Origin of the sequence: Micromonospora sp. NPDC001898, assembly GCF_042891255.1 — a bacterium.
In the GTDB taxonomy this organism is placed as follows: Bacteria; Actinomycetota; Actinomycetes; order Mycobacteriales; family Micromonosporaceae; genus Micromonospora.
This window is the reverse complement of sequence record NZ_JBIATC010000010.1, coordinates 128336-154043: the sequence shown is the minus strand read 5'-3', so window position 1 is coordinate 154043 and position 25708 is coordinate 128336. Positions and strand designations below refer to the sequence as shown.

At 73.5% G+C, this 25708-nt stretch carries 20 protein-coding genes; 15 read left to right on the top strand and 5 right to left on the bottom strand.

Annotated features, from left to right (window positions below):
• Window positions 1-6 precede the first annotated feature (6 nt).
• The 3 genes from gmd to ACFYZF_RS21385 all read right to left on the bottom strand — a co-directional run bounded on the left by gmd (window position 7) and on the right by ACFYZF_RS21385 (window position 2962).
• Window positions 7-1053, bottom strand: a complete 1047-nt coding sequence (gene gmd, locus ACFYZF_RS21395) for a GDP-mannose 4,6-dehydratase (protein ID WP_387023338.1) — start codon at window positions 1051-1053, stop codon at window positions 7-9.
• 30 nt (window positions 1054-1083) lie between these two features.
• Window positions 1084-2304, bottom strand: coding sequence for a methyltransferase domain-containing protein (locus ACFYZF_RS21390; protein ID WP_387023336.1), 1221 nt, complete (start codon window positions 2302-2304; stop codon window positions 1084-1086).
• 115 nt (window positions 2305-2419) lie between these two features.
• Entirely contained in the window at window positions 2420-2962 is a 543-nt protein-coding gene (locus ACFYZF_RS21385) for an NUDIX domain-containing protein (protein ID WP_387023412.1), read from the bottom strand.
• Window positions 2963-3577: 615 nt separating this feature from the next.
• Between ACFYZF_RS21385 and mmsA the strand changes: the two genes are divergently transcribed.
• From mmsA to ACFYZF_RS21365, 4 genes are all read left to right on the top strand, one after another.
• A complete protein-coding gene (gene mmsA, locus ACFYZF_RS21380; RefSeq protein ID WP_387023334.1) occupies window positions 3578-5125 on the top strand; it encodes a multiple monosaccharide ABC transporter ATP-binding protein in 1548 nt (515 codons plus the stop codon).
• A complete protein-coding gene (gene mmsB / locus ACFYZF_RS21375; protein ID WP_387023332.1) occupies window positions 5122-6420 on the top strand; it encodes a multiple monosaccharide ABC transporter permease in 1299 nt (432 codons plus the stop codon). The genes mmsA and mmsB overlap by 4 nt, the downstream gene beginning before the upstream one ends.
• Before the next feature lie 53 nt (window positions 6421-6473).
• A complete protein-coding gene (locus ACFYZF_RS21370) occupies window positions 6474-7574 on the top strand; it encodes a sugar-binding protein (protein ID WP_350889531.1) in 1101 nt (366 codons plus the stop codon).
• Window positions 7575-7684: 110 nt separating this feature from the next.
• A complete protein-coding gene (locus ACFYZF_RS21365; RefSeq protein ID WP_387023330.1) occupies window positions 7685-8950 on the top strand; it encodes an ROK family protein in 1266 nt (421 codons plus the stop codon).
• A 3-nt stretch (window positions 8951-8953) separates the two neighbouring features.
• On the opposite strand, the gene ACFYZF_RS21360 is transcribed toward ACFYZF_RS21365, so the two are convergent.
• Window positions 8954-9571, bottom strand: a complete 618-nt coding sequence (locus ACFYZF_RS21360; RefSeq protein WP_387023328.1) for a TetR/AcrR family transcriptional regulator — start codon at window positions 9569-9571, stop codon at window positions 8954-8956.
• 120 nt (window positions 9572-9691) lie between these two features.
• On the opposite strand from ACFYZF_RS21360, the gene ACFYZF_RS21355 reads away from it, so the two are divergent.
• From ACFYZF_RS21355 to ACFYZF_RS21340, 4 genes are all read left to right on the top strand, one after another.
• Window positions 9692-10156 (top strand): MarR family winged helix-turn-helix transcriptional regulator, encoded by a 465-nt coding sequence (locus ACFYZF_RS21355; RefSeq protein WP_387023326.1) that lies wholly within the window; start codon window positions 9692-9694, stop codon window positions 10154-10156.
• The gene (locus tag ACFYZF_RS21350; RefSeq protein ID WP_387023324.1) at window positions 10153-11790 is read left to right on the top strand and encodes an MDR family MFS transporter; all 1638 of its coding nucleotides are present in this window, start codon (window positions 10153-10155) and stop codon (window positions 11788-11790) included. Before ACFYZF_RS21355 ends, ACFYZF_RS21350 begins: the two co-directional genes overlap by 4 nt.
• 192 nt (window positions 11791-11982) lie before the next feature.
• Entirely contained in the window at window positions 11983-12834 is an 852-nt protein-coding gene (locus ACFYZF_RS21345) for a phosphatase PAP2 family protein (RefSeq protein WP_387023322.1), read from the top strand.
• Window positions 12835-13150: 316 nt separating this feature from the next.
• Window positions 13151-14023 carry a hypothetical protein gene (locus ACFYZF_RS21340; protein WP_387023321.1) on the top strand — a complete coding sequence of 291 codons (873 nt, stop codon included), beginning with the start codon at window positions 13151-13153 and terminating at the stop codon, window positions 14021-14023.
• A 127-nt stretch (window positions 14024-14150) separates the two neighbouring features.
• Here the strand turns inward: ACFYZF_RS21340 and ACFYZF_RS21335 are convergent, their stop codons facing one another.
• The gene (locus ACFYZF_RS21335) at window positions 14151-15383 is read right to left on the bottom strand and encodes an ATP-grasp domain-containing protein (RefSeq protein WP_387023319.1); all 1233 of its coding nucleotides are present in this window, start codon (window positions 15381-15383) and stop codon (window positions 14151-14153) included.
• Window positions 15384-15843: 460 nt separating this feature from the next.
• Between ACFYZF_RS21335 and ACFYZF_RS21330 the strand changes: the two genes are divergently transcribed.
• The 7 genes from ACFYZF_RS21330 (at window position 15844) to ACFYZF_RS21300 (ending at window position 25392) form a co-directional block, all read left to right on the top strand.
• Window positions 15844-18291, top strand: coding sequence for an ATP-binding protein (locus tag ACFYZF_RS21330; protein ID WP_387023317.1), 2448 nt, complete (start codon window positions 15844-15846; stop codon window positions 18289-18291).
• 354 nt (window positions 18292-18645) lie between these two features.
• Window positions 18646-19794: a hypothetical protein gene (locus tag ACFYZF_RS21325; RefSeq protein WP_387023315.1), complete on the top strand. Its 1149-nt coding sequence runs from the start codon at window positions 18646-18648 to the stop codon at window positions 19792-19794.
• 172 nt (window positions 19795-19966) lie between these two features.
• Window positions 19967-20998, top strand: coding sequence for a 3-oxoacyl-ACP synthase III family protein (locus ACFYZF_RS21320; protein ID WP_387023313.1), 1032 nt, complete (start codon window positions 19967-19969; stop codon window positions 20996-20998).
• Complete coding sequence (locus ACFYZF_RS21315; RefSeq protein WP_387023311.1) at window positions 20995-21732, top strand: glycosyltransferase family A protein; 738 nt, start codon at window positions 20995-20997, stop codon at window positions 21730-21732. Before ACFYZF_RS21320 ends, ACFYZF_RS21315 begins: the two co-directional genes overlap by 4 nt.
• A 33-nt stretch (window positions 21733-21765) precedes the next feature.
• The gene (locus ACFYZF_RS21310) at window positions 21766-23253 is read left to right on the top strand and encodes a class I adenylate-forming enzyme family protein (RefSeq protein WP_387023309.1); all 1488 of its coding nucleotides are present in this window, start codon (window positions 21766-21768) and stop codon (window positions 23251-23253) included.
• 58 nt (window positions 23254-23311) lie between these two features.
• Entirely contained in the window at window positions 23312-24442 is a 1131-nt protein-coding gene (locus tag ACFYZF_RS21305) for a cytochrome P450 (protein ID WP_387023308.1), read from the top strand.
• The gene (locus ACFYZF_RS21300; RefSeq protein ID WP_387023306.1) at window positions 24439-25392 is read left to right on the top strand and encodes an NAD-dependent epimerase/dehydratase family protein; all 954 of its coding nucleotides are present in this window, start codon (window positions 24439-24441) and stop codon (window positions 25390-25392) included. The genes ACFYZF_RS21305 and ACFYZF_RS21300 overlap by 4 nt, the downstream gene beginning before the upstream one ends.
• The last annotated feature ends 316 nt before the right edge of the window (window positions 25393-25708 follow it).

Here is a 25708-nt window from a genome sequence, read left to right as displayed (position 1 = left end):
GGTGCGTCAGCCGGGACCGCCCGCCTGACGCACCACGTCGTCCGGCGACCGCCCGGACGGGCCGCGCCCCTCCCGTCTCACGTCGGCGAGGTCGGCGAGGTCGGCGTCGACCATCGTCTCCACAAGAGACCGGAAGTCGCTGCGGGGCTTCCACCCGAGCCTGGACCGGGCCTTCGACGCGTCCCCGACCAGCAGGTCGACCTCGGCGGGGCGGAGCAGGCGCGGGTCCTGCGCGACGTGCCCGCCCCAGTCCCCGATCCCGACACGGTGGAAGGCGACGTCGAGCAGGTCGCGCACGGAGTGGGTGACGCCGGTGGCGATCACGTAGTCGTCCGGCTCAGCCTGCTGGAGCATCAGCCACATGGCCTCGACGTAGTCGCCGGCGAAGCCCCAGTCCCGACGCGCCTCCAGATTGCCCAGCGTGATCCTGTCCTGTAGGCCGAGGGCGATGCGGGCCACGCCCCGGGTGACCTTCCGGGTGACGAACTCGTGGCCGCGCCGGGGGCTCTCGTGGTTGAACAGGATCCCCGAGCAGGCGTGGGCGCCGTACGACTCGCGGTAGTTGACGGTCATGAAGTGGCCGAAGATCTTCGCGACCCCGTACGGCGAGCGGGGGTGGAAGGGGGTCGTCTCGGTCTGCGGGACCTCGCGGACCTTGCCGAACATCTCGGAGCTCGACGCCTGGTAGAAGCGGACGCGGTCCATCTCGTTGCGGGTGTGGATCTGGATCGCCTCGAGCATCCGCAGCACCCCGATCCCGGTGATCTCGCTCGTCAGCTCGGCCTGTTGCCAGGACATGCCCACGAAGCTGACCGCGCCCAGGTTGTAGACCTCGTCGGGCTGGGCGGCGTCCAGGGCGCTGATCAGGCTCGGCAGGTCGCGAAGGTCGCCGTCCAGCAGCCGTACCGACGGGACGATCTGCTTCACCCGGGGAACCCGGGGATTGTTCTGCCCCCGGACCAGGCCGAACACCTCGTAGCCCTTCGCGATCAGCAGCTCGGCCAGATAGAGGCCGTCCTGACCGGTGACTCCCGTGATGAGAGCGCGTGGCACGTGAACTCCTCGTTGGCCCCGGCGGGCCACCTAGGCCCTGTCCTGACCGACGATCTCCAGGTCCGGCAACGGGAATATCAGCTTCCCACCCTTCTCCAGGTATGCGCGTTCGCGTTCGACGAACACCTCCCGGAAGAACCACGGCGCCACCAGCATGTACTCCGGGTGGTCCGAGCGTGCCTGTTCCTCCGAGATGATCGGGACGCCGATGGAGGCGATCCTGCGGCCGATCTTGGCGGCCTGGCGTTCGACGGCGAAGGGCAGGTCCGTCACGTCCAGGTCGGCCGCCTGCCAGATGGTGCCGCCCCGGGTGCTGGCGCCGTAGATGTAGCAGCGCTGCCCGGCGGCGTTGATGTCGTCGACCAGCCGACGCAGGCCCTCGAACGCCTTCCTCGCCCGCGCCGCGAACCCGAGCCAGACCTCGGGCCGGTGCAGCGCGGCCTCCTCCTCGCGGCGCCGCTGCCGGGCCACGGATTCCTCGACCGGGCGGCTGCCCCGGCGGGAGACCAGGGTGCGGAACGACCCGCCGTTCACTGTGGACAGGCGTACGTCGTTGACCTCCAGGCCGTGCCGGTGCAGGAGGGCGTCCAGCGCCGTCAGCGACCAGTAGGTGAGGTGCTCGTGGCACACGTTGTCGACCGCGCCGAGCTCGACCATGGTCAGGGCGTAGTTCTGTTGGATCAGCCAGACGCCGTCGTCGGCGAGGACCCTGGCGACGTCGGCCACGAAGTGGTTCGGGTCGTCCAGGTCGTAGAACATGGAGACGCTGGTGACGAGGTCGAACCTCTCGTACTCCCCGTCGGGGTGCGCGGCGCGGAAGTGCCGGGAGTCGAAGAAGTCCGTGACGATGCGGTCGGCGTGCCGGGCCGACTCCCGGGCGAAGGCGGGCACCGGGTCCACGCCGACCCGGTGCATCCGCTCGGGCACGAACGACAGCAGCGTGCCGTCGTTGCAGGCGATGTCCAGCCACCGCCGCGCGTCCGGCCGGCTGTCCAGCGCGTGGTCCACCACGGTCCGCAGGTCCTCGCGGATCGCCTCGTTGGTGCTGGACCGGAAGCCGTAGCGGTCGTGGTACATCAGCTCGCGGGGGGTGGTGTCCCGCAGTTGCGCCAGTCCGCACTGCTCGCACAGCAACAGCACCAGCGGCCACCGGGGCGGACGGAGGTCGTCGTCCCGGAAGTCGCTGAGGTACTGGTCGCCGAGGTCGAGGACTTCGGTGAGCCCGGCGGCGTGACAGGATCGGCAGATCACGGGTGCCTCCAACGGCCTGGTTCGTCGGGTGCTGGGCGTGGGGGCGGCCACCAGCCAGGACGGCCGCGCCCCGTGGCGGCAGACCGTCGCGGGCCGCCCGCCGCCGGGCCCGGATTCAGAGCAGCTGCGCGTTGCGCAGCACGACGGGAAGGAACGGGTGCAGCAGGTCGGACCCGGACTCCTCGAGCTGCCGCAGGTCCGCCCGGGAGTGCCAGCGGACCCAGCCGTGGGTCCGGTCGGCGGGGGTCAGCGAGCGGGCCTCCTCGTCGGTGCACTGGTACGTCATCAGGGTCAGGAGGGTCTGGAAGCCGCGCTCCTCGGGAGGGACGCTCCTGGTGCCCCACCTGACGTTGTAGGTGTGGTTCAGGACCAGCCGGGAACGATCGGCGTCGAGGTGGAGTTCCCGCCGCAGCGCCCGGATCGCGCTGTCGGTGAGCGTCTCGCCCACCTTCATCCGGCCGCCGAAGACCCAGAACATGTTCCGCAGCGGCAGGTCCTCCCGGTAACCGAGCAGCACCCGGCCGTCCGCGGTGTGCGGTATGACATCGACGTTGGCCTGCACCAGGTTGTCCAACGATCGTGCGTAGTCGTCCTCGGCCAGGCCGAACTCGGGCACCTCTCGGTGCGTGAAGTCATCTTCCACGAGCTCGTGGATCACGGGTTTCAAAGGCACGCTCCTGGCCGTGGTGTACGGGTTGGTCCCGCCCGGTGGCGGGTCTCGGCGCGTCCTCGCTCGGAAGGGCCCGGGAAACACCCGGCGCGGGGTGACTGGGCGGCATGAGCCGCCCGGCGAGGTCTGGTCGGTGACGTGACCGCGGAAGGCGGAGGCCGGTCGCGGCACCGCAGGGATTCGGAACTATCGGTGACTGCCTGACAGCAGCGCGTCAACTGTTCCACACGCATAGCCGACTGTCCATACCTCGCCGTGCAACTACCACGGTGGCGGCGGAACTCTCGCCGGGCGGTGGGCGCGCCGGCCGTCTACCGTTGCTGTCCGGGTTCTCGGCTCCGCGCGACACCGGCCGCACGGCCGTGTTGTCGGGCCTCCGCGCTCCAGGCGGGCGTGCCGGCGGCGGGCTGCGCGTGGTGTCGGCGTGGCGAGTGGTGCGGATGACGCCGGAACTACCCCCGCATTGCCGGATTGTTACATCTCAGGGCCGGCCCAGCCTTGCGGTTGCCCCTTCGCGGGAATACGTTGCCTCCAACAACAAAACCAGGTGAAGGTTCTTCCCCTTCCGGAGGTATCGATGATGTTGGCGAGGTGGTGCGAACGATGAGCGCCGTACCCATCCTCCTGGAGATGCGCTCCATCACCAAGGAGTTTCCCGGAGTCAAGGCCCTCGCCGACGTCAATCTGGTGGTGCGCGCCGGCGAGATCCACGCCATCTGTGGCGAGAACGGCGCCGGCAAGTCCACGCTGATGAAGGTGCTCAGCGGGGTCTACCCGTACGGCACCTACGACGGCCAGATCGTCTACCAGGGCGCGGAGACCCGCTTCTCCGACATCCGCGCGAGCGAGAGCGCGGGGATCGTGATCATCCACCAGGAGCTCGCGCTCATCCCGGGCATGTCGATCACCGAGAACATCTTCCTCGGCAACGAGCCGCGCAGACGGGGCGCGATCGACTGGAAGTCCGCGAACCGGATGGCCCTGGAGCTGATGGCCAGGGTCGGCCTGACGGAGAACCCGGACACCCTGATCAAGGACATCGGTGTCGGCAAACAGCAGCTCGTGGAGATCGCCAAGGCGTTCGCCAAGGACGTGAAGCTGCTCATCCTGGACGAGCCGACCGCCGCGCTGAACGAGGCCGACTCCCGGCACCTGCTGGACCTGCTGCGCGGCTTCCGCGCCCGGGGCGTCACCTCGATCATGATCTCCCACAAGCTGAACGAGATCGAGGCGATCGCCGACCAGATCACCATCCTGCGCGACGGTCGGACGGTCGAGACCCTGGACGTCAAGGCCGACGGCGTCGACGAGGACCGGATCGTGCGCGGCATGGTCGGCCGCGAGCTCAGCAGCCGGTTCCCGGACCACACGCCGAAGATCGGCGAGGTCTTCTTCGAGGTCCGGAACTGGAACGTCCGGCACCCGATCTCCGCCGACCGCCAGGTCTGCAAGAACGAGAGCTTCGTCGTGCGGCGCGGCGAGATCGTCGGCTTCGCCGGGCTGATGGGCGCGGGCCGCACCGAGCTGGCCATGAGCGTCTTCGGCCGCTCCTACGGGGTGTACGAGTCGGGCACGATCATCAAGGATGGCAAGGAGATCGTGCTCAAGTCGGTGGCGGACGCGATCGCCCACGGGCTCGCGTACGTCAGCGAGGACCGCAAGGCGATCGGGCTGAACCTGCTCGACGACATCAAGACCTCGACGGTGGCCGCCAAGCTGTCCAAGATCTCGCGCCACGGCGTGCTCGACGAGGTCGTCCAGTACCAGGCCGCCGAGGCGTACCGCAAGGAGTTGCGGACCAAGGCCCCGACGGTCGACGAGGGCGTCTCCAAGCTCTCGGGCGGCAACCAGCAGAAGGTCGTCCTGGCGAAGTGGATGTTCACGGATCCGGACCTGCTGATCCTCGACGAACCGACCCGCGGCATCGACGTGGGTGCCAAGTACGAGATCTACGGCATCATCCAGCGGCTCGCCGACCAGGGGAAGGGCGTCGTCGTCATTTCCTCGGAACTGCCTGAGCTGATCGGGCTCTGCGACCGCATCTACACCGTGTTCGAAGGCGCCATCACGGGCGAGATCGCCCGGGCCGATGCGGACCCGGAGACCCTCATGAAGCAGATGACCTCGACGAAGAAGATGCAGACACGATGAGCCGGATCAAGGACCTTCAGAAGAACCTGTTCGGAGGCACGACCTCCAACGCCCGCCAGTTCGGGATGATCTTCACACTGGTCGCGATCGTCGTCCTTTTCCAGATCCTGACCGACGGCCTGACCCTGCGATCGGACAACCTGATCGCGCTGTTCCAGCAGAACTCGTACATCCTCATCCTCGCCATCGGCATGCTGATGGTGATCGTCGCCGGGCACATCGACCTGTCGGTCGGCTCGGTCGCCGCGATCGCCGGCATCCTGGTGGCCAAGTCGATGGCCGACTGGTCCCTGCCCTGGCCCGCCGCCATCGCGTTCGGCCTGGTGATCGGTGCGGTGATCGGCGCCTGGCAGGGCTTCTGGGTGGCCTACATCGGAGTGCCGGCGTTCATCGTCACCCTGGCGGGCATGTTGCTCTTCCGGGGCGGCAACCAGTTCATCGGCAACGCGAACACCATTCCGGTGCCCGAGGGCTTCCGGGTGATCGGCTCCGGGTTCCTGCCCGAGGTCGGCCCGAACACCGGCTACAACAACCTGACGCTGCTGCTGGGCCTGGCCGCGTGCGCGGCCGTGGTGTGGCGGGAGCTCCAGTCGCGCCGGACGCGCCGGGAGATGGACGCCGACGCGGCCCCGATGTGGATCTCGATCCTGCGGATGGCCGTGATGATCGGCGTGATCGTCTTCGCCTCGATGCGCTTCGCCAGCGGTCGCGTCGGCACCAGCTTCCCGGTCTCCGGGATCATCCTGGTGGCCCTGGTGCTCGCGTACTCCTTCTACACCCGCAACACGGCGGGCGGCCGGCACATCTACGCGGTGGGCGGCAACTCCCGGGCCGCCGAGCTGTCCGGCGTCAAGCTCAAGCGGGTCAACTTCTTCGTCATGATGAACATGTCCGTGCTGGCAGCCCTGGCCGGCATGATCTTCGTGGCCCGTTCGGCGGCCTCCGGTCCGCAGGACGGCAACGGCTGGGAACTGGACGCGATCGCCGCGGTGTTCATCGGTGGCGCGGCCGTCGCCGGCGGCATCGGGACCATCAGCGGCTCGATCGTCGGTGGTCTGGTCATGGCCGTGCTCAACAACGGCCTGCAACTGATGGGCGTCGGCACCGACCGCGTCCAGATCATCAAGGGCCTGGTCCTGCTGCTGGCCGTCGCGATCGACGTCTACAACAAGAGCCAGGGACGGTTCTCCGTCATCGGAAGCCTCACGCGCTCGTTCCGCCGTGACGGTTCCGGCCCCCCCACCGCGTCACCCAAGGTGGACCGCGAGCCCGGCCGCACCAAGGTGCCCGGCTGACGCCCACCGACCTTCTCTTCCCGTATCACCTCCGTAGAAGGGCATTACTGCTCATGCGCAACTTTCTCGGCAAGTCGGTGGCCATCGGCGCCATCGCGGCGCTGGCCCTCACCGCCTGCGGCTCCGGCCGCGACGAGGAGTCCGGCAGCTCCGGCGGCGACGCCAAGGGCTTCGCGGCCAACTCCCTGATCGGCGTGGCTCTTCCGGCCAAGACCTCGGAGAACTGGGTCCTCGCCGGTGACCTGTTCACCAACGGCCTCAAGGAGGCCGGGTTCACCAGCGACGTGCAGTACGCGGGCGCGTCGACCACGGTCGCCGACCAGCAGGCGCAGATCACCGCCATGGTCACCAAGGGCGCCAAGGTCATCGTCATCGGCGCGACCGACGCCGCGCAGCTGTCGACGCAGGTCGCCGCGGCGCACCAGGCGGGCGTAAAGGTGATCGCCTACGACCGGCTCATCACCAACAGCCCGGACCTCGACTACTACGTCGCGTTCGACAACTTCAAGGTCGGCCAGCTCCAGGGCCAGGCCCTGCTGGACGGCATGAAGGCCAAGAAGCCGAACGGCCCGTACAACATCGAGCTCTTCTCCGGCTCGCCGGACGACAACAACGCCGGTGTCTTCTTCAACGGCGCGATGGACGTGCTCAAGCCGGAGATCGACAAGGGCAACGTCGTCGTCGGCTCGAAGCAGGTCGACGTCAAGCAGACCGCCATCCAGGGCTGGAAGGCCGAGGGTGCGCAGGCCCGCATGGACCAGCTGCTGACCTCGACGTACGGCAGCAAGGAGCTGGACGGCGTCCTGTCCCCGAACGACACGCTCGGCCGCGCCATCATCACCTCGATCAAGGGTGCCAACAAGCCGATCCCGGTCGTCACCGGTCAGGACTCCGAGGTGGAGTCGGTCAAGTCCATCATGGCCGGCGAGCAGTACATGACGATCAACAAGGACACCCGGAACCTGGTCAAGCAGACCATCACCATGGTGAAGTCCCTGCAGGCCGGCGAGACGCCCGAGGTGAACGACACCAAGTCCTACAACAACGGCAGCAAGGTCGTCGACACGTACCTGCTCCCGCCGGTCGCCGTCACCAAGGCCAACGCGGCCGAGGCCTACGCGAACGACCCGAAGCTCGCGCCGCTCACCAAGTGAGCACCGCGAGGTAGCCAGCGGCGAAGGGTCCCGGAGTCCACGTCCGGGGCCCTTCGCCGTGACAGCGTCCACCAGCGACGCCGAGCCGACCCGGGGGAGGAGGCCCGACCGTGGCGACACCCACCCGGTCCGGGCAGGCGCGGGCCGGCCCCGCCCCGGACCCTGCCGCGCCGGGGGCGCCCGGCGTGACCCAGGAGGAGACCCGCCGGCGGAACCTCGGCGCCGTGCTGCGTCACGTCCACCTGCACGGCCCGACGTCCCGCGCCGAGCTGACCAGCCGGCTCGGCCTCAACCGCAGCACCATCGGGGCGCTCGCGGCCGACCTCGCCGCCGCCGGGCTGGTCACCGAGGAGGCGCCGACCACCGTCCGCCGGGCGGGGCGGCCGTCGCTGGTGGTGCGCCCCCGCTCGGAACAGGTGTACACGCACGCGTTGAGCGTCGAGGCGGACCGGCTACGCGCCGCCCGCATCGGCATCGGCGGTCGCATCCTCGACCTGCGCGAGGTCGACAGGCCCGGCGGGATGTCGGTCTTCGACGCGATCGGCCCGCTGGCCGGCCTGGTCCGCGACATGCAGCGCGCCGTCACCGGCGACGCGCTGCTGGTGGGCGGCGCGGTCGCGGTGACCGACACGACCCGTGACCGGGACGGGAGGATCCGGGTCGGCGGACCCGACGAAACGCTGCGCGCCGCCTTCGAGGCCGGACTCGCCGCGGGCCCGGGTCTCGTCGCCGGGGACCTGGCCGACATCGCCGGCGTGGCCGAACACGTCCGGGGCGTGGCGGTGGGCGTCGACGACCTCGTCTACCTGCACGGCGATGTCGGGGTCAGCGCCGGCATCATCGTCGGCGGCCGGCTGGTGGCCGGCCACCGGGGGCATGGCGGCAAGGTCGGCCACATGGTGGTGAACCCGTACGGCCTGCCCTGCGGCTGCGGCTCACGCGGCTGTTGGGAGACCGAGATCGGTGGGGCGGCGCTGCTGCGGCATGCCGGCCGGGAACCGGGCGGGCCCCCGGCGGTCGTCGAGGTCCTGCGCGCGGCGGCCGGTGGCGACCGCGCCGCCCAGGAGGCGGTGCGGCAGGTCGCCGACTGGCTCGGATTCGGCGTGGCAAACCTCGCCAACATGATCAATCCGGGCGTCGTGGTGTTCGGCGGCTCGTTGCGCGACATCTACGCCGTCGGGGCGGACACCGTCCGCCGTCGCCTGGACAGGATGGTGCTGCCCGCCTTCCGGGAGCACCTGCGGCTGCGGGCGGCGACGCTCGGCCGCGACGCCGCCCTGATCGGCGCTGCCGAGATGGCCTTCGCCGAACTGCTGGCGGACCCGCTGAGGGTCGGGGCAGCGGGCCGGTCGGGAACCGACCCCACACCGGCCTGACCGTCAGTCGATGCCGGTTGCCCGGCCCGGGGTGCCAGTTGCGGGCGCCGCCTCGGCGAGCGCGATCCGGATCGTGTCGAGCAGCGGACCGTCCGGGTGCTCGATCCACTGCTGGATGGCGACGCGCAGGGTGGCCAGGAAGGTCGCCGCCAGGACCCGCGACCGCAGGGCCACCTCCGGCCCGGTCAACCGGTGCGTCAGCTCGGCGGCCAACTCCCGTTCGACCGTCGTGTACGCCGCCACCTGGTGGGCGAGCAGGCCCGGGTGCCCGCGCACCCGTCGGCGTTGGGCCAGCCAGGACGGCGTCAGGTCGCCGCGCACCTCGGTGGTGAAGCGCTCCGCCGCGCGACTGAGCACCGTCCACGGCTGCTCGTCGGCCGGCTGGTTCCGGATCAGTTCCAGCATCCGGCGCAGCCGCACGGTGTCGCCGTGGAAGATCGCCTCCTCCTTGCTGGAGAAGTAGTTGGAGAACGTCCGCCGGGACACGTCCGCGGCGTCGGCGATCGCCTCGACGGTCACCCGGTCGAGGCCCTCCTCGGCGGCGAGGCGCAGGGCCGCCTGGTGCAGGGCGAGGCGGGTGGCCGCCTTCTTGCGTTCCCGGAGCCCGGTGGCCTCGTCCATGCGGTCAGGCTACGCGATGGTGACCTAGTTCTCAATGCGCAAACTTGCCTGATGCGCAAGATTATTGGATAGTTGCATGCGGCAACCATCGGGCAACCATCGGGCACCGGGAGGGCAAGCGTGGAAACCACCGCCCGTGAACTCGTGATGCGGATGTTCGGCCTGCTCAAGAGCGTGCGGATGATCAAGCAGCGGCGGGCCGACGACCGGCCGTCCGTGCCGATCGGCCTGGTCGGCATGCTCATCCAGATCGACCAGGCCGCCGGCTGTCATGCCAGGGAGTTGGCCTCCCGCACCGGGCTCGACCCGTCGACCGTCAGCCGCGCCGTCGCCTCGCTCGTCTCGCACGGCCTGGTCGAGCGGCGTACCGACCCGGCCGACCGTCGGGCCAGCTGGCTGGCCACCACCCCGAAGGGCCAGAGCGCCCTGGCCGACGCCAACGGCTGGTACGCCGAACTGATCGAGCGGGCGCTCGCCGACTGGACCCCCGGCGAGGTGGCGGCGCTGTGCGCCGCGCTCGGCCGGTTCACCCGCGACCTCGATGTCGCCCTCGAAACCAACGACAACCTGGAGGACGCGCGATGAGCGCACCCACCGCCACGGCGGCAGACGCGCCGATGACCCATCGGCAGACGCTGGAGGCACTCAGCGGACTGCTGCTGGTGCTCTTCGTCGCCATGCTGAGCGGCACCGTCGTCTCGACGGCGCTGCCGAAGATCATCGGGGCGTTGGACGGCTCGCAGATCCAGTACACATGGGTGGTCACGGCCACCCTGCTCACCGCGACGGCCACCACCCCGATCTGGGGCAAGTTGGCCGACCTGTTCAACAAGAAGACCCTGGTGCAGGTAGCCATCGTCGTCTTCCTGGTCGGCTCGGTGGTCGCCGGCTTCGCGCAGAGCGCCGGCCAGCTCATCGCCGCCCGCGCGTTCCAGGGCATCGGCGTCGGCGGCCTGCAGGCCCTCGTCCAGGTCGCCATCGCGGCGATGATCCCGCCGCGCGAGCGCGGCCGGTACAACGGCTACCTCGGTGGCGTGATGGCCGTCGCGACGGTCGGCGGACCGCTGCTCGGCGGGCTCATCGTCGACACGTCCTGGCTCGGCTGGCGCTGGTGCTTCTTCGTCGGTGTGCCCGTCGCCGCGATCGCGCTGGTCCTGCTCCAGATGACCCTGCGGCTGCCCACTGTCCGGCGCGAGAACGTCAAGATCGACTACCTGGGCGCGAGCCTGATCGCCGCTGGCGTCAGCGTGCTGCTGATCTGGATCTCGTTCGTCGACAGCTCGTTCGCGTGGGTGTCCTGGCAGTCCGGCGCGATGGTCGGCGGCACCGTCCTCCTGCTGGGCCTGGCTGTCTGGGTCGAGTCGCGGGCGGCCGAGCCGGTCGTCCCGCTCAGCATCATCCGGCAACGCACCACGGCCCTCGCCATCCTCGGCAGCCTCGCGGTCGGCATGGCCATGTTCGGCGGCGCCGTCTTCCTCGGCCAGTACTTCCAGATCGGGCGCGGCTACAGCCCCACCGAGGCGGGCCTGCTCACCATCCCGATGATGGCCGGCGTCCTCGGCTCGTCCATCATCGCCGGCCGCATGATCACCAACTCCGGCAAGCTCAAGCCGTACATCGTCTTCGGGGCGGTCGTCCTCGTCATCGGGTTCGGCATGCTCGGCACCATCGACCACGAAACGTCGCTCGTCCTGGTCAGCGTGGCCATGTTCATCGTCGGCACCGGCGTCGGCATGACCATGCAGAACCTCGTCCTCGCCGTGCAGAACACCGTGGCGCTCAAGGACATCGGCGCGGCCAGCTCCACCGTCGCGTTCTTCCGTTCCCTCGGCGGCACCATCGGCGTCTCCGTGCTCGGCGCCGTCCTCGCCCGCCGGGTCAGCGACCAGGTCACCCACGACCTCACCGCCGCGGGGATCCCCGCATCCGGCAGTGGGGGCGGCAGCCTCAACCTCGAGGTCCTGCCCGAGCCCGTGGCGAACATCATCCGCGCGGCGTACGGCGACGCCACCGGGCACATCTTCCTCATCTCGGCCGCCATCGCCGTCGTCGGCATCATCGCGGCGCTCCTGCTCAAACCGGTCAACCTGCGCACGAGCCTCGACCTGCCCGACCCGGCGAAGTCCGCGGCCGTCGGCGCCGACGCCGTCGGCGGCGCGCCCGCCTCCGACCAGGTCGGCGTCGGCTCCGGCGGGACGAGGCGCCCGCCCGCCGCCTGACGTACGACCCCGTGCCTGGCGTACGTACCCAGCGCCTGACGTACGTACCCGGGGCCCGACGTACGTACCCGGGGCCGCCACCGTCCAACGACGGTGGCGGCCCCGGCCTGTGTGGAGCGCCGGGGCGGGCGTACGCTGCCGATCCGCTTAGCGAGAGCCGTCACCCACGGCCGTGACCGAGTCGAGGGACCCGTGGAAACTGCCGAGGCCGCACCGGCCCCCCTCCCGGTGCCCGGCCGGCGGCGCGGCCCGCTGCACCGGGCGATGCGCGAGCTGACGCTCGTGGCCGTGCTGTTCCTGGCATACAAGGTGGCGCGTGTCGCCGTGGTCGGCCGGGTGGCGACCGCGGTGGAGAACGGGGAGTTGGTCTGGCGCCTGGAGCGCCTGCTCCTGCTGCCCAGCGAGGCCGCCGTCCAACTCCCGCTGCTCGCGGGCGACCTGCCGGTGCGCCTGGCCAACAGCTACTACGCCTACGTGCACTTCCCGGCCACGGCGGTGTGCCTGGTGTGGCTGTACCTGCGCCGCCCCGTGCACTACCGCTGGACGCGCCGGGCGCTGGCCGGGCTCACCGCCGCCGCGCTCGCCCTGCACCTGCTCGTGCCGCTGGCTCCGCCCCGGCTGACCCCGCTGACCGGAATGGTCGACACCGGCAGCCGGTACGGGCCCGCCGTCTACGGCGCACCCGGCGCCGACGAGCTGAGCAACCAGTACGCCGCCATGCCATCCCTGCACGTCGGCTGGGCCGTCGCCGTATCCGTCGCGCTCGTCGCGGCCACCGCCGGGCGGCTGCGCTGGCTGTGGCTGGCGCACCCGATCGCCACGGTGCTGGTCGTCGTCGGCACGGGCAACCACTACTGGCTGGACGGCGTCGTGGCCGCCGCCCTGCTCGCCCTGGTCCTGTTCCTGCTGCCCGGTCCCGGTCCCGGCCGCCGGCCCGCCGACGGACCCCGGGGTGCCCCCGCCGCTTCGGGCCGGACGGCGGTGCCGGCCCGGTGCCGGGCGGCGTCCCGGCGCGGTGCGCGGCGGCGAGTACGGGCGCGGTGAGGGCGTCGGCCGGGGCATTCAGGCCCAGTAACTTTCGTCACAGCCTGCAATCGGCCCACCGGGGCCCGAGGCGGATGGTCCCACGGCGCGGATTCCCTTTGTAAGCGGGCGTCACCGGGTTCCCGGTGCCCCTTCGGCGGTACAAGGGACGACCACGGAACTGCTCGGACCCGTCTGCGCAGAGTGACGGACCATGACCTGTCCGGGTCGGTGGTGGCCCGTCGCGGTAGCCGGCAGGTGCCCGGGCTTGTGCGGCTCACTACCCTGTTCATGTTCATCGTGCATGGGCACCCGTCGACAGCGATAAGGGCTTCAGATGACCCACAGTCAACCTCCGTACGGAGGGCAGCCGGACCCGAACGTCACTCCGTGGAGCGGGCCGCCGGCCCCACCGGCTCAGCCGGGTGGATACCCCGCCTACGGCCAGCCGCCGCCGCAGTTCGCCACCCCCGTGCCGCCGCCGCAGAAGTCGAACCGGGGGATGGTCATCGGACTGTCCGTGGGCGCCGCCGTGGTCGTCCTGCTCGCGCTGTGCGGTGCCGGCATCGGGTTCCTCCTCGTCAACGGGGACGACGATGACCCCAAGCCGGTCGCGTCCGCGTCCGCGCCCGCGAACCCCACCGACAGCCCGCAGCCGGGCACGGACAACTCGGCGGAGCCGCAGCCGTCCGAGTCGCAGGAACAGCCGAACAACAACAACGGGGTGACCGCCCGCTACTCCAGCGAGCTGTCCGCGGTCTGCGACGGCGGCCAGATCCTGAACGCGGCGCCGTACAACGGCCCGTCCGGCGCCAAGGCGTACGCCTTCTCGAACTCCCCTGACCGGCCGTCGTCCTGGTCGTCGAAGTCGGTGAGTTCGAGCAAGCCGTACTACGCCAAGTCGGCCGACTTCCAGACGGTGTCCGTGGTCGGGTGTCTGAAGATGGTGGAGGGCAGCGAGGGCGCGCCCAAGATGTGCAACTACAAGGACAGCGCGGGCAAGACCGTGAGCGTCTCCTACATCTCCTCGCGCTACACGCTGACCTTCTACGCGGCGAAGACCGGCGAGAAGATCGGCGACGGCGGCACGGTGAGCGCCCCGGCCAACCGTTGCCCGAGCTTCATCTCGTACAACAAGTCCACCATGAAGTCCTACGCCGCGCCGGACAGCGGCAGCATCGAGGCGGCGCTGGACAAGTTCCTGTCCTGAGTCGGCCCGCCGGACCGGGAAGGAGCGGGACACCGCCCCTCCCCGGTCCGGGCGACCAGCGCGGCACCCCGCTCGTCGGTGGCCCCGCCGCCGAATCGGCGCCCGCATCCTGACCGGCGAGGGCGGGTCAGGCGGCGTCCGGCGGCACAATGCGCAGGCGCTCCTGCACCGCGTCCAGCGCTGCCAGGCACTCCTGGCGGTCGTCGGCCACGACCGTGGCGTAGGCGACCCGGCCCACCATCGTGCCCTTCGGTGGCGGCGACAGTGTGGCGCCCGGCTCGGCCAGCACGACGAACCGGTCGACCGCGGGCGGCAGGCCGCCGTCGACGCGCACCGACCCGACGGCCGTGTCGTCGTGCTCCGGGTAGAAGAACCTGATAGCCGCGACCCGGGCCGCCGGCTGCACCGTGTGCGGCTGCCGGCCGCAGGCGATCGCCGCCGCCGCCAGCCCCGGGTCGGTTCCGCCGACGAGCAGCCCGAGGTACGGGATCAGGTCGCCTCCGACGCGCGCGTTGACTTCGATCACCCGCGGGCCGGCGGCGGTCAGCCGCAGCTCGGTGTGCGTCATGCCGTCGGTGAAGCCGAGCGCGGCGTGGGTGTCCCGCAGCACGGCGAGTAACTCCGGATCGGTCAGCAACGGGTCGGCGCCGTCGACGAGGTGGCCGACCTCCTCGCAGTACGGCGCGAAGCCGAGCTGCTTGTGGCCCACGCAGATCGGCCGCACCTCGCCCCCGAACACCGCCGCGTCAACGCTGATCTCCGGCCCGTCGGCGTACTCCTCCCACAGGACCCCCCAGTCGTCGGCGGGGACGTCGGGCAGCGCGGCGTGGCCGGTGTCCGCGATGGCGAACCCGGCGGCCACCTCCGCCGGCGAGCGCACCACCGTGACCCCGATGCTGCCGCCCAGCGCGCGGGGCTTCAGCACGGCCGGGTAGCCGGTCGACCGGCCGGCGGCCAGCGCCGCGTCGACGTCGGCGACCGGCAGCGAGCGTGGCTGCGGCACGTTTCGGGCGGCCAGCGCCAGCCGGGTGCGGTGCTTGTCCCGGCAACGGGCCACCACCTCGGGGTCGCCGCCGGGCAGCCCGAGCGCCTCGGCCACCCGCGAGGCGCCCAGGATCCGGGTCTCGTCCCAGCAGATCACCCCGTCGATGCGGTTCTCGGCCGACACGGCGCGGGCGGCGGCGGTCATGGCGTCCACGTCGAGGGTGTTCAGCAACGTCCAGCCGTGCAGGTACTCCCGTTCCCAGGCCGGCTCCCGGTCGCAGAACAGGTGCACCCGGTAGTCCTGGCTGATGCTGTTCAGCAGGTACTCCCGGAACCACTGTCCGCCGGGGGTCACCACCAGAAGCTGGGGTTTCATGCCGGTTCTCCTTCGTCGTGGCGGGGCCGGCGGCGAAGCCGAGGGCCCCCGCGATGGCCCGACCGGCGACCAGCAACCCGTTGGCTGTCACAGCCGGACGGATCAGTCGCACCGCCCACCCGGCTCGTCAGGAACCTGGGAAAGCACCAGACCGCAGAAGCACCGTCCACGGTAGCGGCTCGGGGTCGGCCTCGCTGTCCGCTGTCCGGCAGTCACGGACGCCCGACGCGACCACCGCCCCAGCGTGCTGCCGGCCTGGCCGCGCGGAACCGCGGCGTCTCCGGTCGACCGTCCACTGTGGTGACCGGAGCCCGTCCGCGGGCGGCCGGCTGGAGCCTTGGGCAGCGGCGGCGGTCGGCTGTTCCCCGGCGGGCCACCGGCGGTCGGGACAGCACCGGCCCCGAATGGCTACGCTGATTCCACCTCATCGAAGCTCGTCTGTGCGTCGGGAAGGTGGGACGTGGGGGAGACCGGTCGGGACGCGCTCGTGGTGTTCGTCGGCGAGCTCACGCGGCTCCGGACGCTCGCCGGGGGACCGTCGTTGAACACGCTGGTCGCGGTCGCCGCCGGGCTGGGGCGGCCGCTCGCCCGGTCCACCCTCAGCGACAAGCTCAACGCCAAGTCCCTGCCCGAGTGGGACTTCGTCGTCGCGTACGTCGACGCCTGTCGCGCCCACGCCGAGCAGGTCGGCGCCCGGCTGCCGGCGGAGCTGACGGAACTCGCCCGGTGGGAGGACGCGCACTGGCGTCTGTTGTGGGCGGCCGACGCCGCACAGGCCGGCGACCGGCTCGGCGGCGCCGCCCGGGCCCAACTCGGCCGCCGGGCCCGGGCCGCGCCGCCGCCCGAGCCGGTCGGCCGGGGCCGGCGGACGCCCGGGCAGTGGATGGTGCCCCGGCAACTGCCCGCGGCGGTGCCGCACTTCGTGGGGCGGGCGTCCCAGCTCGCCGCGTTGACCGCGCTGCTGGCCGACCCGGCCGCTGCCCCGGGGCCGGTGCTGATCTCCGCGATCGGCGGGACGGCGGGGGTCGGCAAGACCGCCCTCGCCGTGCACTGGGCACACCAGGTGGCCGACCGGTTCCCGGACGGGCAGCTCTACGTCAACCTGCGCGGGTTCGACCCCGACAGGACGACGACGAGCCCGGCGGAGACGCTGGGCGGCTTCCTGGAGGCGCTCGCGGTGCCGCCGGAGCGGATCCCGACCGGGCTCGCCGCCCAGGCCGGGCTCTTCCGCAGCCTGCTGGCCGGCCGGCGGATGCTCGTGCTGCTGGACAACGCGCGCAACGCTGACCAGGTGCGACCACTGTTGCCCGGCTCGCCGGGCTGCCTGGTGCTGGTGACCAGCCGGCACCGGATGCCGGGCCTCGTCGCCGTCCAGGGCGCCCACCCGCTCGCCCTGGACCTGCTGTCCGCAGCCGAGGCCCGCGAGTTGCTGTGCCGACGCCTCGGCGCGGCCCGGGTGGCCGACGAGCCGGACGCGGTGGACCGCATCGTCGGAGCGTCGGCGGGGCTGCCGCTGGCCCTGGCCGTCGTCGCCGCGCGGGCCGCCACCCAACCGGAGTTCCCGCTCGCCCGGGTCGCCGACGAGTTGGACGACAACCGGGGCAGCCTCGACGGGTTCTCCGGCGGGGAGGCCGCCGCCGACGTGCGGTCGGTGCTGTCCTGGTCGTACCAGAGCCTGGAGCCGGCCGCGGCGGCGCTGTTCCGGCTGCTCGGGCTGCACCCCGGCCCGGACCTCTCCGTCGCGGCCGCCGCCAGCCTCGCGGCCACCACCGTCGCGGGGGTTCGGGAACCGCTGGCGACCTTGACCCGGGCGAACCTGCTCGCCGAGCCCACCCCGGGCCGGTACGCCCTGCACGACCTCCTCGCCGTGTACGCCGCCGAGCTGACCCGGACCGCCGACCCCGAGCCCGTGCGCCGGGCCGCGCTGGGCCGGCTGCTCGACCACTACCTGCACACCGCCCACGCCGCGGACCTGCTGCTCTACCGGCACCGCGACCACATCGACCTGCCGGTGGCGGACCCCGGTGCGGCGCTGCCGGACCTGCGCGACCGCGACGAGGCGTGGGCCTGGCTCACTGCCGAGCACCGGGTGCTGCTGGCCGCCGTCGCCCTCGCCGAGGGCAACGGCTTCGGGGCCCACGCCTGGCAACTCGCCTTGAGCGTCAACACCTACCTCGACCGGGTGGGGGCCTGGCAGGACCAGTCGACCGCTCAGCAGTTGGCGCTGCGCGCCGCCGCGCAGGCGGGCGACCGCAACGGCCAGGCCCGGGCCCACCGCAACCGCGCGGTGGCGTGCCTGCGGCTGGGCGCCCACGACGAGGCCCGCGCGCACCTGGAGCAGGCCCTCGACCTGCACGGCGCGCTCGGCGACCACGTCGGCAGCGCCCGGACCCAGCTCAACCTCGGCATCCTGGCCGAACGGCAGGGCCACCACCGGCAGGCCCTCGGGCACGCGCAGCGCGCCTTCGACCTGTTCGAGACCGCGGGTCACGCCTACGGTCAGGGCAACGCGCTCAACAACATCGGCTGGTACCACATCCAGCTCGGGGACCACCGGCGCGCGCTCGACTACTGCCGGCGGGCCCTCGCCCAGCAGCAGCGCGCCGGCAACCGGTACTGGGAGGCCCACGCCTGGGACAGCCTCGGCTACGCGCACCACCACCTCGGCCAGGCCGTGGAGGCCGTCGACTGCTACGAACGCGCGCTCGCGCTCTGGCGGGAGGCCGGCGAGCGCTACTTCGAGGCCACCACGCTGACGCACCTCGGCGACACCCGCCACGCCGCCGGGGTTCCCGGGGCCGCCCGCACCGCCTGGCGTCGGGCGGTCGACATCCTCGACCGGCTCGGTCATCCGGACGCCGACCAGGTCCGGGCCAGGCTGGCCCCCGGCGCCCTGGGCACCCCCTGAGCCCGCCCGCACCGGCCGCCAGAACGCCGATGTCGGGCTGACCGGCCCGGGCTGACCGGGCGCAGCGACCGGTGCCCCAGCCTGAACGATGACGCAAGCGCGGGCCGTCCGGCGGATTCCCGGACGCCGGACGCCGGAAGGGCCGATGCAGGCGCGGGTTTCCCCTGGTCAGCGGCCCGGAGAGCGGGCGGGCGCGGGGCCGGGGAAGGCGACTCGGGGCGCCGGACGGCGGGCTGCGGAGCTCCGCCGGATGGGTGTTCGCACAGATGGCTACCCGTTCAGCCGGTTTCTGGCGATGACCTCGCCCGAGCCGAGAACCTGTCCTCCCGGTATCCGGCGAACGGAGAGGACATCGTGATACCAAACCGCTTCCGGCGCCCCCGCGTCGCGGTGGCGGTCGCAGCCGCACTGGCTCTGACCGTCACCTCGACCGGGGCGCCACCCGCGCGGGCCGCGCAGGCCGCGGCGTCGCAGGTCGTGAGCTTCACCGTCGGCCAGGACGGGCGCCTCTACCGGGCGTCGACGGCCGGCATCACCCCGTTCGGCAGCACGGCGGTCGCCCCGCCGAACGCGGGCGTCGCCGCCGCCCGGCAGCCGGACGGCAACGTCGCCGCGTTCGTCATCGGCACCCAGGGCGGGCTCGTCGCCGCCGTCACCAACTCGGCCACCTCCAACATCAGCGTGTACCGGGACGGGGCGGCCGGCCTCGCCCCGCCCGGGGCCAAGGTGAGCGCGGTGACCGACCTGGCCGGTTACCTGCACGTCTTCTTCGCCGGCACCGACGGGGCGATCTACAGCGTCTCCTACAACCGCCAGGTGCGGCCCGCCAGCGGCCCGCGGCGGGTGTCCGCGCCCGGCCTCGTGCCGCCCGGGGCGGTCCTTGCCGCGACGTGGCAGTCCACCATGCCGGGGGTGGTCTTCGTCGGCGCCGACGGCGCGCTGACCTCGGTCTGGCGCACCTCCGCCGGCACGTGGGCGACGATCCCGGCCGGTCCGGCGGGCCTGGCGCCGCCCGGCGGCGGGGTCGCCGTAACCGCCACGGGCGGGGTGCAGGCGTACGTCGCCGGGCTGGACGGCCGGATCTGGCAGGTGGGCTTCACCTTCGGCCCGGTCCCCGACCCCTGGCAGCCGGTGGCGATCACCGGTGCCGGCGCGGCCCCGGCCGGTGCCCGCCTCGCGGCGGCGCAGTTCGCCGGCGGCGCCTCGAACGTGTTCTTCGCCGGCTCCGACGGCGCGGTCCGGGTGGTGACCAACATGGCCGGCGGGTGGCAGCAGTCGGTGACGACGGCGGCCGGTGCCGCCAAGCCGGGCGGACCGCTGGCGATCGTGGCCGTCGACGACTACCTCTACTCGGCCTGGTGCGGCAACGACCTCTGGTGGTGGCTGTACTGGTGGTGGCGCCGGCCGCCGCCTCCGCCGCCGTGGTGGGGCGAGCCCCTCACGCTGCCGCTCAACCAGCCGATCGAGTACGGCGCCGAGGTCGCGATCACCCTCTACCTGTAGGCCGGTGGAGCCCGCGACCCGGTCGCGGAACAGTCCCCGCCGGACGCCCGCCCGGGCCCGTCCACCGCCACCGCGCGGCCGGGACCGGGCGGTGGCGTGTCCGGGTCGTCACCCGGCGAACATGAGCACCCCTACTCATCCGCCCGCCAGCGGCGTTGGGCAAGCTCAACGCATGATCGCCCCCACGTCAGCGCCGTCTTCCGCCCGGGAACGAGTGGGCATCACCGCCGTCGGCGCCAGCCTTCCCGACCAGGTCGTGCCCACCGCCGAACTGCACCGCCGCATCGCCGAGGCCAGCGGCCTGCACCTGCCGGACGGGCTGCTGTCGCGGATGACCGGCATCTCCTCCCGCCGGATGGCCGGCGACGGCGAGTACGCCTCGACCCTGGCGGTCCGCGCCGCCCGGCAGGCGCTCGCCGCCGCCGGCCGCGAACCGGAGGAGGTGGACCTGCTGCTGTTCGCCTCCGCCACCCGGGACGTCGCCGAGCCGGCCACCGCCCACATCGTGCAGGCGGAGCTGGGCGGCCGGGCGCACGCCCTCGACGTGACCAACGCCTGCAACAGCTTCCTCAACGGCATCGACCTGGCCCGGTCGGCTGTCCTCGCCGGCCGCGCCCGGCGCGCCCTGGTGGTGACCGGCGAGACACCGACCCGGGCGATGCGCTGGCAGCTCACCGACCTCGACCAGGCCCGCAGTGCCTTCGCCGGCTACACGTTCGGCGACGCCGGGGCCGCCGTGCTGGTGGAACCGGTCGCCCGGGGCGGGATCGTCGACGTCGACACCGAGACCTGGTCCGAGCACTGGACGGTGGGCGGCATCCCCGGCGGCGGCTCCCGGCACCCCCGGGGCGACGAGCACACCTACTTCACCGGCGACGGGCGGGCGCTGCGCGACGTGTTCGAGAAGATCGGCACGGACATCCTGCACCGGGTCCGGCACCGCACCGGGCTGGACTGGGCCGACTACGCCCGGGTGCTGGTCCACCAGGTCACCCTGCCCTACCTGGACCGGTTCGTCGAGGTGACCGGCGTACCCAGGGACAAGCTGGAGATCACCGTGGCCGAGCTGGGCAACCTGGCCAGCGCCACGCTCGGCGTGCAGCTCGCCCGCGTCGAGGCCGGGCTGCGCCCCGGCGACCGGGTGCTGTTCATCGGCCTCGGCGGCGGCGTCAGCGTGATGACCATGGTCTGGGAGAAGTCGTGACCGCGCTGTGGGTGGTCGTGCCCGCCTACAACGAGGCCGCCCGGATCGGGGCCACCCTGGACGCGTTGTCCCGGCAGACCGACCTCGACTTCACCCTGCTGGTGGTGGACAACGCCTCCACCGACGGCACCGCCGAGGCGGCCCGCCGGTTCGCCGCCCGGTCGCCGGTGCCGACCCGGCTGGTCGAGGAGCGGCAGCGGGGCGTCGGCGCCGCCGTGGACACCGGCTTCCGGCACGCCATCGCGCACGGGGCGACGCTGCTGGCCCGTACCGACGCCGACTGCCTGCCCCGGCCCGGCTGGGTGGCGGCGGCCCGCCGCACGCTCACCGGCGGCGCGGCGATGGCCTGCGGCCGGATCGAGGCCCGCCGCGACGAGCACGGCCCGCTCGGCCGCGCCGTGTTCCGCGGCCTGGTCGCCGTCGCCACCGCCTTCGGCCGGCTCCGGCCCGCCCACCGGGGGCCCGGCTACCTGGCCCCGTACCGGATGCACGCCGGCAACAACATGGCGATCACCCCGGCCGCCTACCTCGGCGCCGGCGGCATGCCGCGCCGCCCGTCGCCGACCGACCGGGAGTTCCTCAACCGGGTACGCCGCCACACCGGCGACATCGTCCACGACCGGACGATGGTGGTGGAGAACTCGACCCGCCGGCTGCGGGCGTACGGCCTGCGCCGCACCGCCGCCTGGTACCTGGACCGGGGCAGCGGCCGGCTGTCCCCGGACCCCCGCTGACCGACACCCCAGCACCAGGAGAGCGAGTTTCCGATGCTCGACGAACTGGCCGCCGCGCTGCGCCGCCACCCTGACCGGCCGGCGGTGCTCACCGCGGCCCGGTCCGGCCGGCCCCGCATCCGGGCCACCCGTGGCGAGCTGGCCGACCTCGCCGACGGGTACGCCGCAGCCCTGCACCACCACGGGCTGACCGCCGGGGACACCCTCGGCGTGGCGGTCCGCCCCGGCCCCCGGGCGCTGTCGATCCTGCTCGCCGCGCACCGGCTCGGGCTGCGGGCGGCGGTGCTCGACCCCAGCGCCGGCCCGGAGGTGCTCACCGCGCGGCTGGCCCTGGCCCGCCCCGCCCTCGTCGTCGCCGACGCGGCGGCGCAGGCGGTCGCCGGGTGGGCGCGACCGCTGGCCGGGCGGGCCCAGCTGGCCCTGCCCCGGTTGGCCGAGCTGGGTCCGGTGCGTACCGTGGGCGGTCGGCTGCCCGGCTGCGCCCCGGTGCTGCACCCCCGGTCGGGGCCGGTGCCCGACCGCACGGGGCAGGACGGCGACGCCGTCGTCATCTTCACCTCGGGCACGACCAGCAGCCCCCGGGCGGTGGTCCACCGGCGGGCCGGGCTGGACGCCGGGATGCGCGCCGTCGCGGAACTGGTCCGGCCGCTCCCCGACGAACCGGTGCTCGGCGGCATGTTCTTCGTCCTGGTGCCCGCCCTGGCCAGCGGCGCCCCCGTCGCCCTGCCGGCCCGGTCGCCCGGGGTGCTCGCCCGGCAGGTGGCCCGGCTGCGCCCGCAGGCCAGCTACCTCACCCCGCCCCAGCTGCGGGCGCTGCTGGCCCGGCGGCCCCGGCTGTCCGGCCGGTTCTACAGCGGCTCGGCGCCGGTGAGCGCCGCCCTGCTCGACCGGGTCCGCCGGGCCGGCGCGGAGCAGGCGTGGGGGGTGTACGCGCTGACCGAACTCTTCCCGGCCGCCGCCGTCGAGGCCGGCGAGAAGGCCGCCTTCGCCGGTGAGGGGGACCTCGTCGGGGCGCCGCTGCCGGGCGTGCGGACCCGGGTCGAGCCGGACGGGCGGCTGCTGCTCACCGGCCCCGGCCAGGCGCACCGCTACCTGGGCGAGGCCCCGCACGACTGGGTGGACACCGGCGACGTCGCCCGGCTCGACGGCGGCCGGGTTGTCCTCGGCGGGCGGAGCAAGGACATGATCCTGCGCGGCGCGGAGAACATCTATCCCGGTCTGTACGAGCCGGCCCTGCACGTCCCCGGGGTCAACCTGGCGGTGCTGGTCGGCGTGCCGGCCGACGACGGCGACGAACGGCTCGTCGCCGTCGTCGAGCCCGAGCCTGGGGCCGACCCGGGCCGGCTGCGGGCCGCACTCGGCCCGGTCCTGGCCCGGATGGGCGCCGCCCGGCCCGACTCGCTGGTCTTCGCCCCGGTGCCCACCTCCGGGCGGTCCCGCAAGCCGGACCGGGCTGCCGCAGCCACCCTGGCCGCCGCCGCGACCGGGCGGCACGCCCCGGCGGGCGGACGCCGTGGCTGACCGGCGAGGGGGAGCGTGCACCGGGCGCGTGGACGAGCCCGGGTGGACGGTCGACGCCGTGGCTGAGGGGTCGGCCGACGGCCCAGCCTGGGACGGGCGGCGCCCGGCGCCGAGCCGGGCACGACGCCGGGACCGCCTGGTCTACCTGCGGCGGTACCCGGTGCTGTTCACCCTGCTCGCGGCGACCCGACGCTGGCCGGCGGTGCGGCTGGGACGGACGCTGGTGGTGCACGACCCGGACGGCTACCTTGACGCGCTCACCCGGACCCCCCTGGACCGGGCCGCCGCCGGCACCGTGGGCGGCACCGCCCACCGGCTCGGCACCGACGGGCTCCTGTTCGACCAGCAGGGCCCCGAGCACCGGCAGGCCCGCCGCGCCCTCACCGACGGCCTCGGCCCCGCCGGGGTGGCCACGCTGCGTCCGGTCTGGACGGCGGTGCTGCGGCGGCGGCTGGCCCCGCTGGGCGCCGGCGAACCGGTGGACCTGGTGCCGGTGGTCGCCGAGTTGGCCGGCGCGACCACGGCGGCGCTGCTCGGGGTGGACGCCGACCCGGTCGCGCTGGCCGCCGCGGCCCGGCACGCCGCCGCCACGACCGCCGCCGAGCAGCTCCCCGGCCCGCGCCCACCCGGGCGGGCCCGCGCCGCCCGCCGGGCCGTCGCCGACCTGGCCGGGCTGCTCGGCCTGCCGCCGGAGGACGCCGGCCTGGCCGGCATGCTGGCGCTCGCCTCGGTCAACACCACCGTGTCCGGCATCCCGCGCGCGGTCGCCTGGTGCGCCGACGACCGGCTGTGGGACCGGGCCGACGCGGCCGGCAGCCGGGACGTCCTGGTCGACGAGCTGCTGCGGGTCACCGCGCCGAGCCCGGTGCTGCCCCGGGTGGCCGCCGGGGCCGCGACCGTGGCCGGCTGCCCGGTCCGGGCCGGGGACCGGCTGCTGCTGGTCGCCCGGCACGCCGCCGGGGCGCACCGCGCCGGGCCGGACTGCGCCGCGCCGGCGCCGGCCCGGACCGCCCGGCTGGTCTTCGGCGCCGGCGCGCACTCCTGCCCGGGGGCCCGGCTGGCCCGCGCGCAGCTCGCCGACACCCTCGCCGCCCTGGCGCCGTACCGGCCGGTCGTGGTGCGGGCCCGCGCCGACGGGCGCGCGGCGCTGCCCGGCTGGGCGCGACTGGTGATCAGGGCCGGCCGGTGAACTTCGGCGGGATCGGTGATCAGGGCCGGCCGGTGAACCTCACCGGGGTCGAGGTGGTGGTCACCGGCGCGAGCGGCTTCTGTGGGGCCGCCGTGGCGCGGGCCGCCGAGGCCGCCGGGGCCCGGGTGCGCTGCCTCGGCCGGCGCCCCGGCCCGGTCGGCCGGCACGTGCCGTGGGACGCCGGCCGCGCCGTGCCCGACCTCGCCGGGGCCGACCTGGTCATCCACCTCGCCGCAGCCGTCGGCGACCCGGTGCCCGGCCCGGCGGCCGAACGCGCCTACCGGGCGGTCAACGTGGACGGCACGGCCCGGCTGCTCGACGCCGCCGGGGCTCGCCCGCTGGTCTGGATGAGCAGCGCCAGCGTCTACCGGCCCGGGGGAGCGACCCTGGTCACCGAGGACCACCCGGTCGACGGGCAACTCTCCGCGTACGGGCGCACCAAGGCCGCCGGGGAGCGGCTCGCGCTGGCGGCCGGGGCCGTCGTGCTGCGCCCCCGCGCCGTGTACGGGCCCGGCGACCCGCACCTGTTGCCCCGGCTGCTTCGGGCCCGCCGGGGCGGGTGGCTGCCGGTGCCCGGCCCGGACGTCCGGCTCAGCCTCACCGCCGTGCAGAACCTGGTGGACGCCGCCCTGGCGGCGGCCGACTGGACGCCCGGCCCGTACAACATCGCCGACGCCCGGCCGTACTCGCGGGACGCCGTGCTGCGCGCGGCGCTCGCCGCGACGGGCGTCCCGGCGCGACTCGCGCACCTGCCGGTGGGGCTGGCCGGGGCCGCCGCGACGGCGGCGACCGCGTGGTCGCGGCTGACCCGCCGGGCGCCGGTGCTGACCCGGTACGCCGTCGACCAGCTCACCCGGGACATGGTGCTCGACATCAGCCGGGCCCGCGCGCGGGGCTACCGGCCAACTCACCGCTTCGGCGACCACCTGGGCCGGCTCTCCGCCTCCTGACGCACGGCACCCGAGTTTCGAGCGGGGAGCGACGCGGGTAACGCGGAGTAGCGCGTCATAATGCCTTGCCGACATTCCAGTCTGTCGATTCTGCCTCCAGGCTCGCAGATCGAAGCCGCGTGCGCGGGTGTCCCCGGTGCGGCGGTCGCCGCGCAACCGGCCGCTCTGTCCCGCCGCCGGTCCCGCCCCCCACGGGAGCCCCGTCCCGCCGCGCTGATCGTCGCCTCCCTGCCGAACCCGCCCGAAGTTGTCCACGTTCCAGGAACTCCGTCCCACACATTAGGATGACCGGAGATCTTGGAGCGGCATGGCCCCT

What these genes read in the sequence shown, in the direction of transcription:
- mmsA (WP_387023334.1), top strand. Translation starts at nt 3,578, where the DNA reads ATGAGCGCCGTACCCATCCTCCTGGAGATGCGCTCCATCACCAAGGAG.
- mmsB (WP_387023332.1), top strand. Translation starts at nt 5,122, where the DNA reads ATGAGCCGGATCAAGGACCTTCAGAAGAACCTGTTCGGAGGCACGACC.
- ACFYZF_RS21370 (WP_350889531.1), top strand. Translation starts at nt 6,474, where the DNA reads ATGCGCAACTTTCTCGGCAAGTCGGTGGCCATCGGCGCCATCGCGGCG.
- ACFYZF_RS21360 (WP_387023328.1), bottom strand. Translation starts at nt 9,571, where the DNA reads ATGGACGAGGCCACCGGGCTCCGGGAACGCAAGAAGGCGGCCACCCGC.
- ACFYZF_RS21350 (WP_387023324.1), top strand. Translation starts at nt 10,153, where the DNA reads ATGAGCGCACCCACCGCCACGGCGGCAGACGCGCCGATGACCCATCGG.
- ACFYZF_RS21340 (WP_387023321.1), top strand. Translation starts at nt 13,151, where the DNA reads ATGACCCACAGTCAACCTCCGTACGGAGGGCAGCCGGACCCGAACGTC.
- ACFYZF_RS21335 (WP_387023319.1), bottom strand. Translation starts at nt 15,383, where the DNA reads ATGAAACCCCAGCTTCTGGTGGTGACCCCCGGCGGACAGTGGTTCCGG.
- ACFYZF_RS21320 (WP_387023313.1), top strand. Translation starts at nt 19,967, where the DNA reads ATGATCGCCCCCACGTCAGCGCCGTCTTCCGCCCGGGAACGAGTGGGC.
- ACFYZF_RS21310 (WP_387023309.1), top strand. Translation starts at nt 21,766, where the DNA reads ATGCTCGACGAACTGGCCGCCGCGCTGCGCCGCCACCCTGACCGGCCG.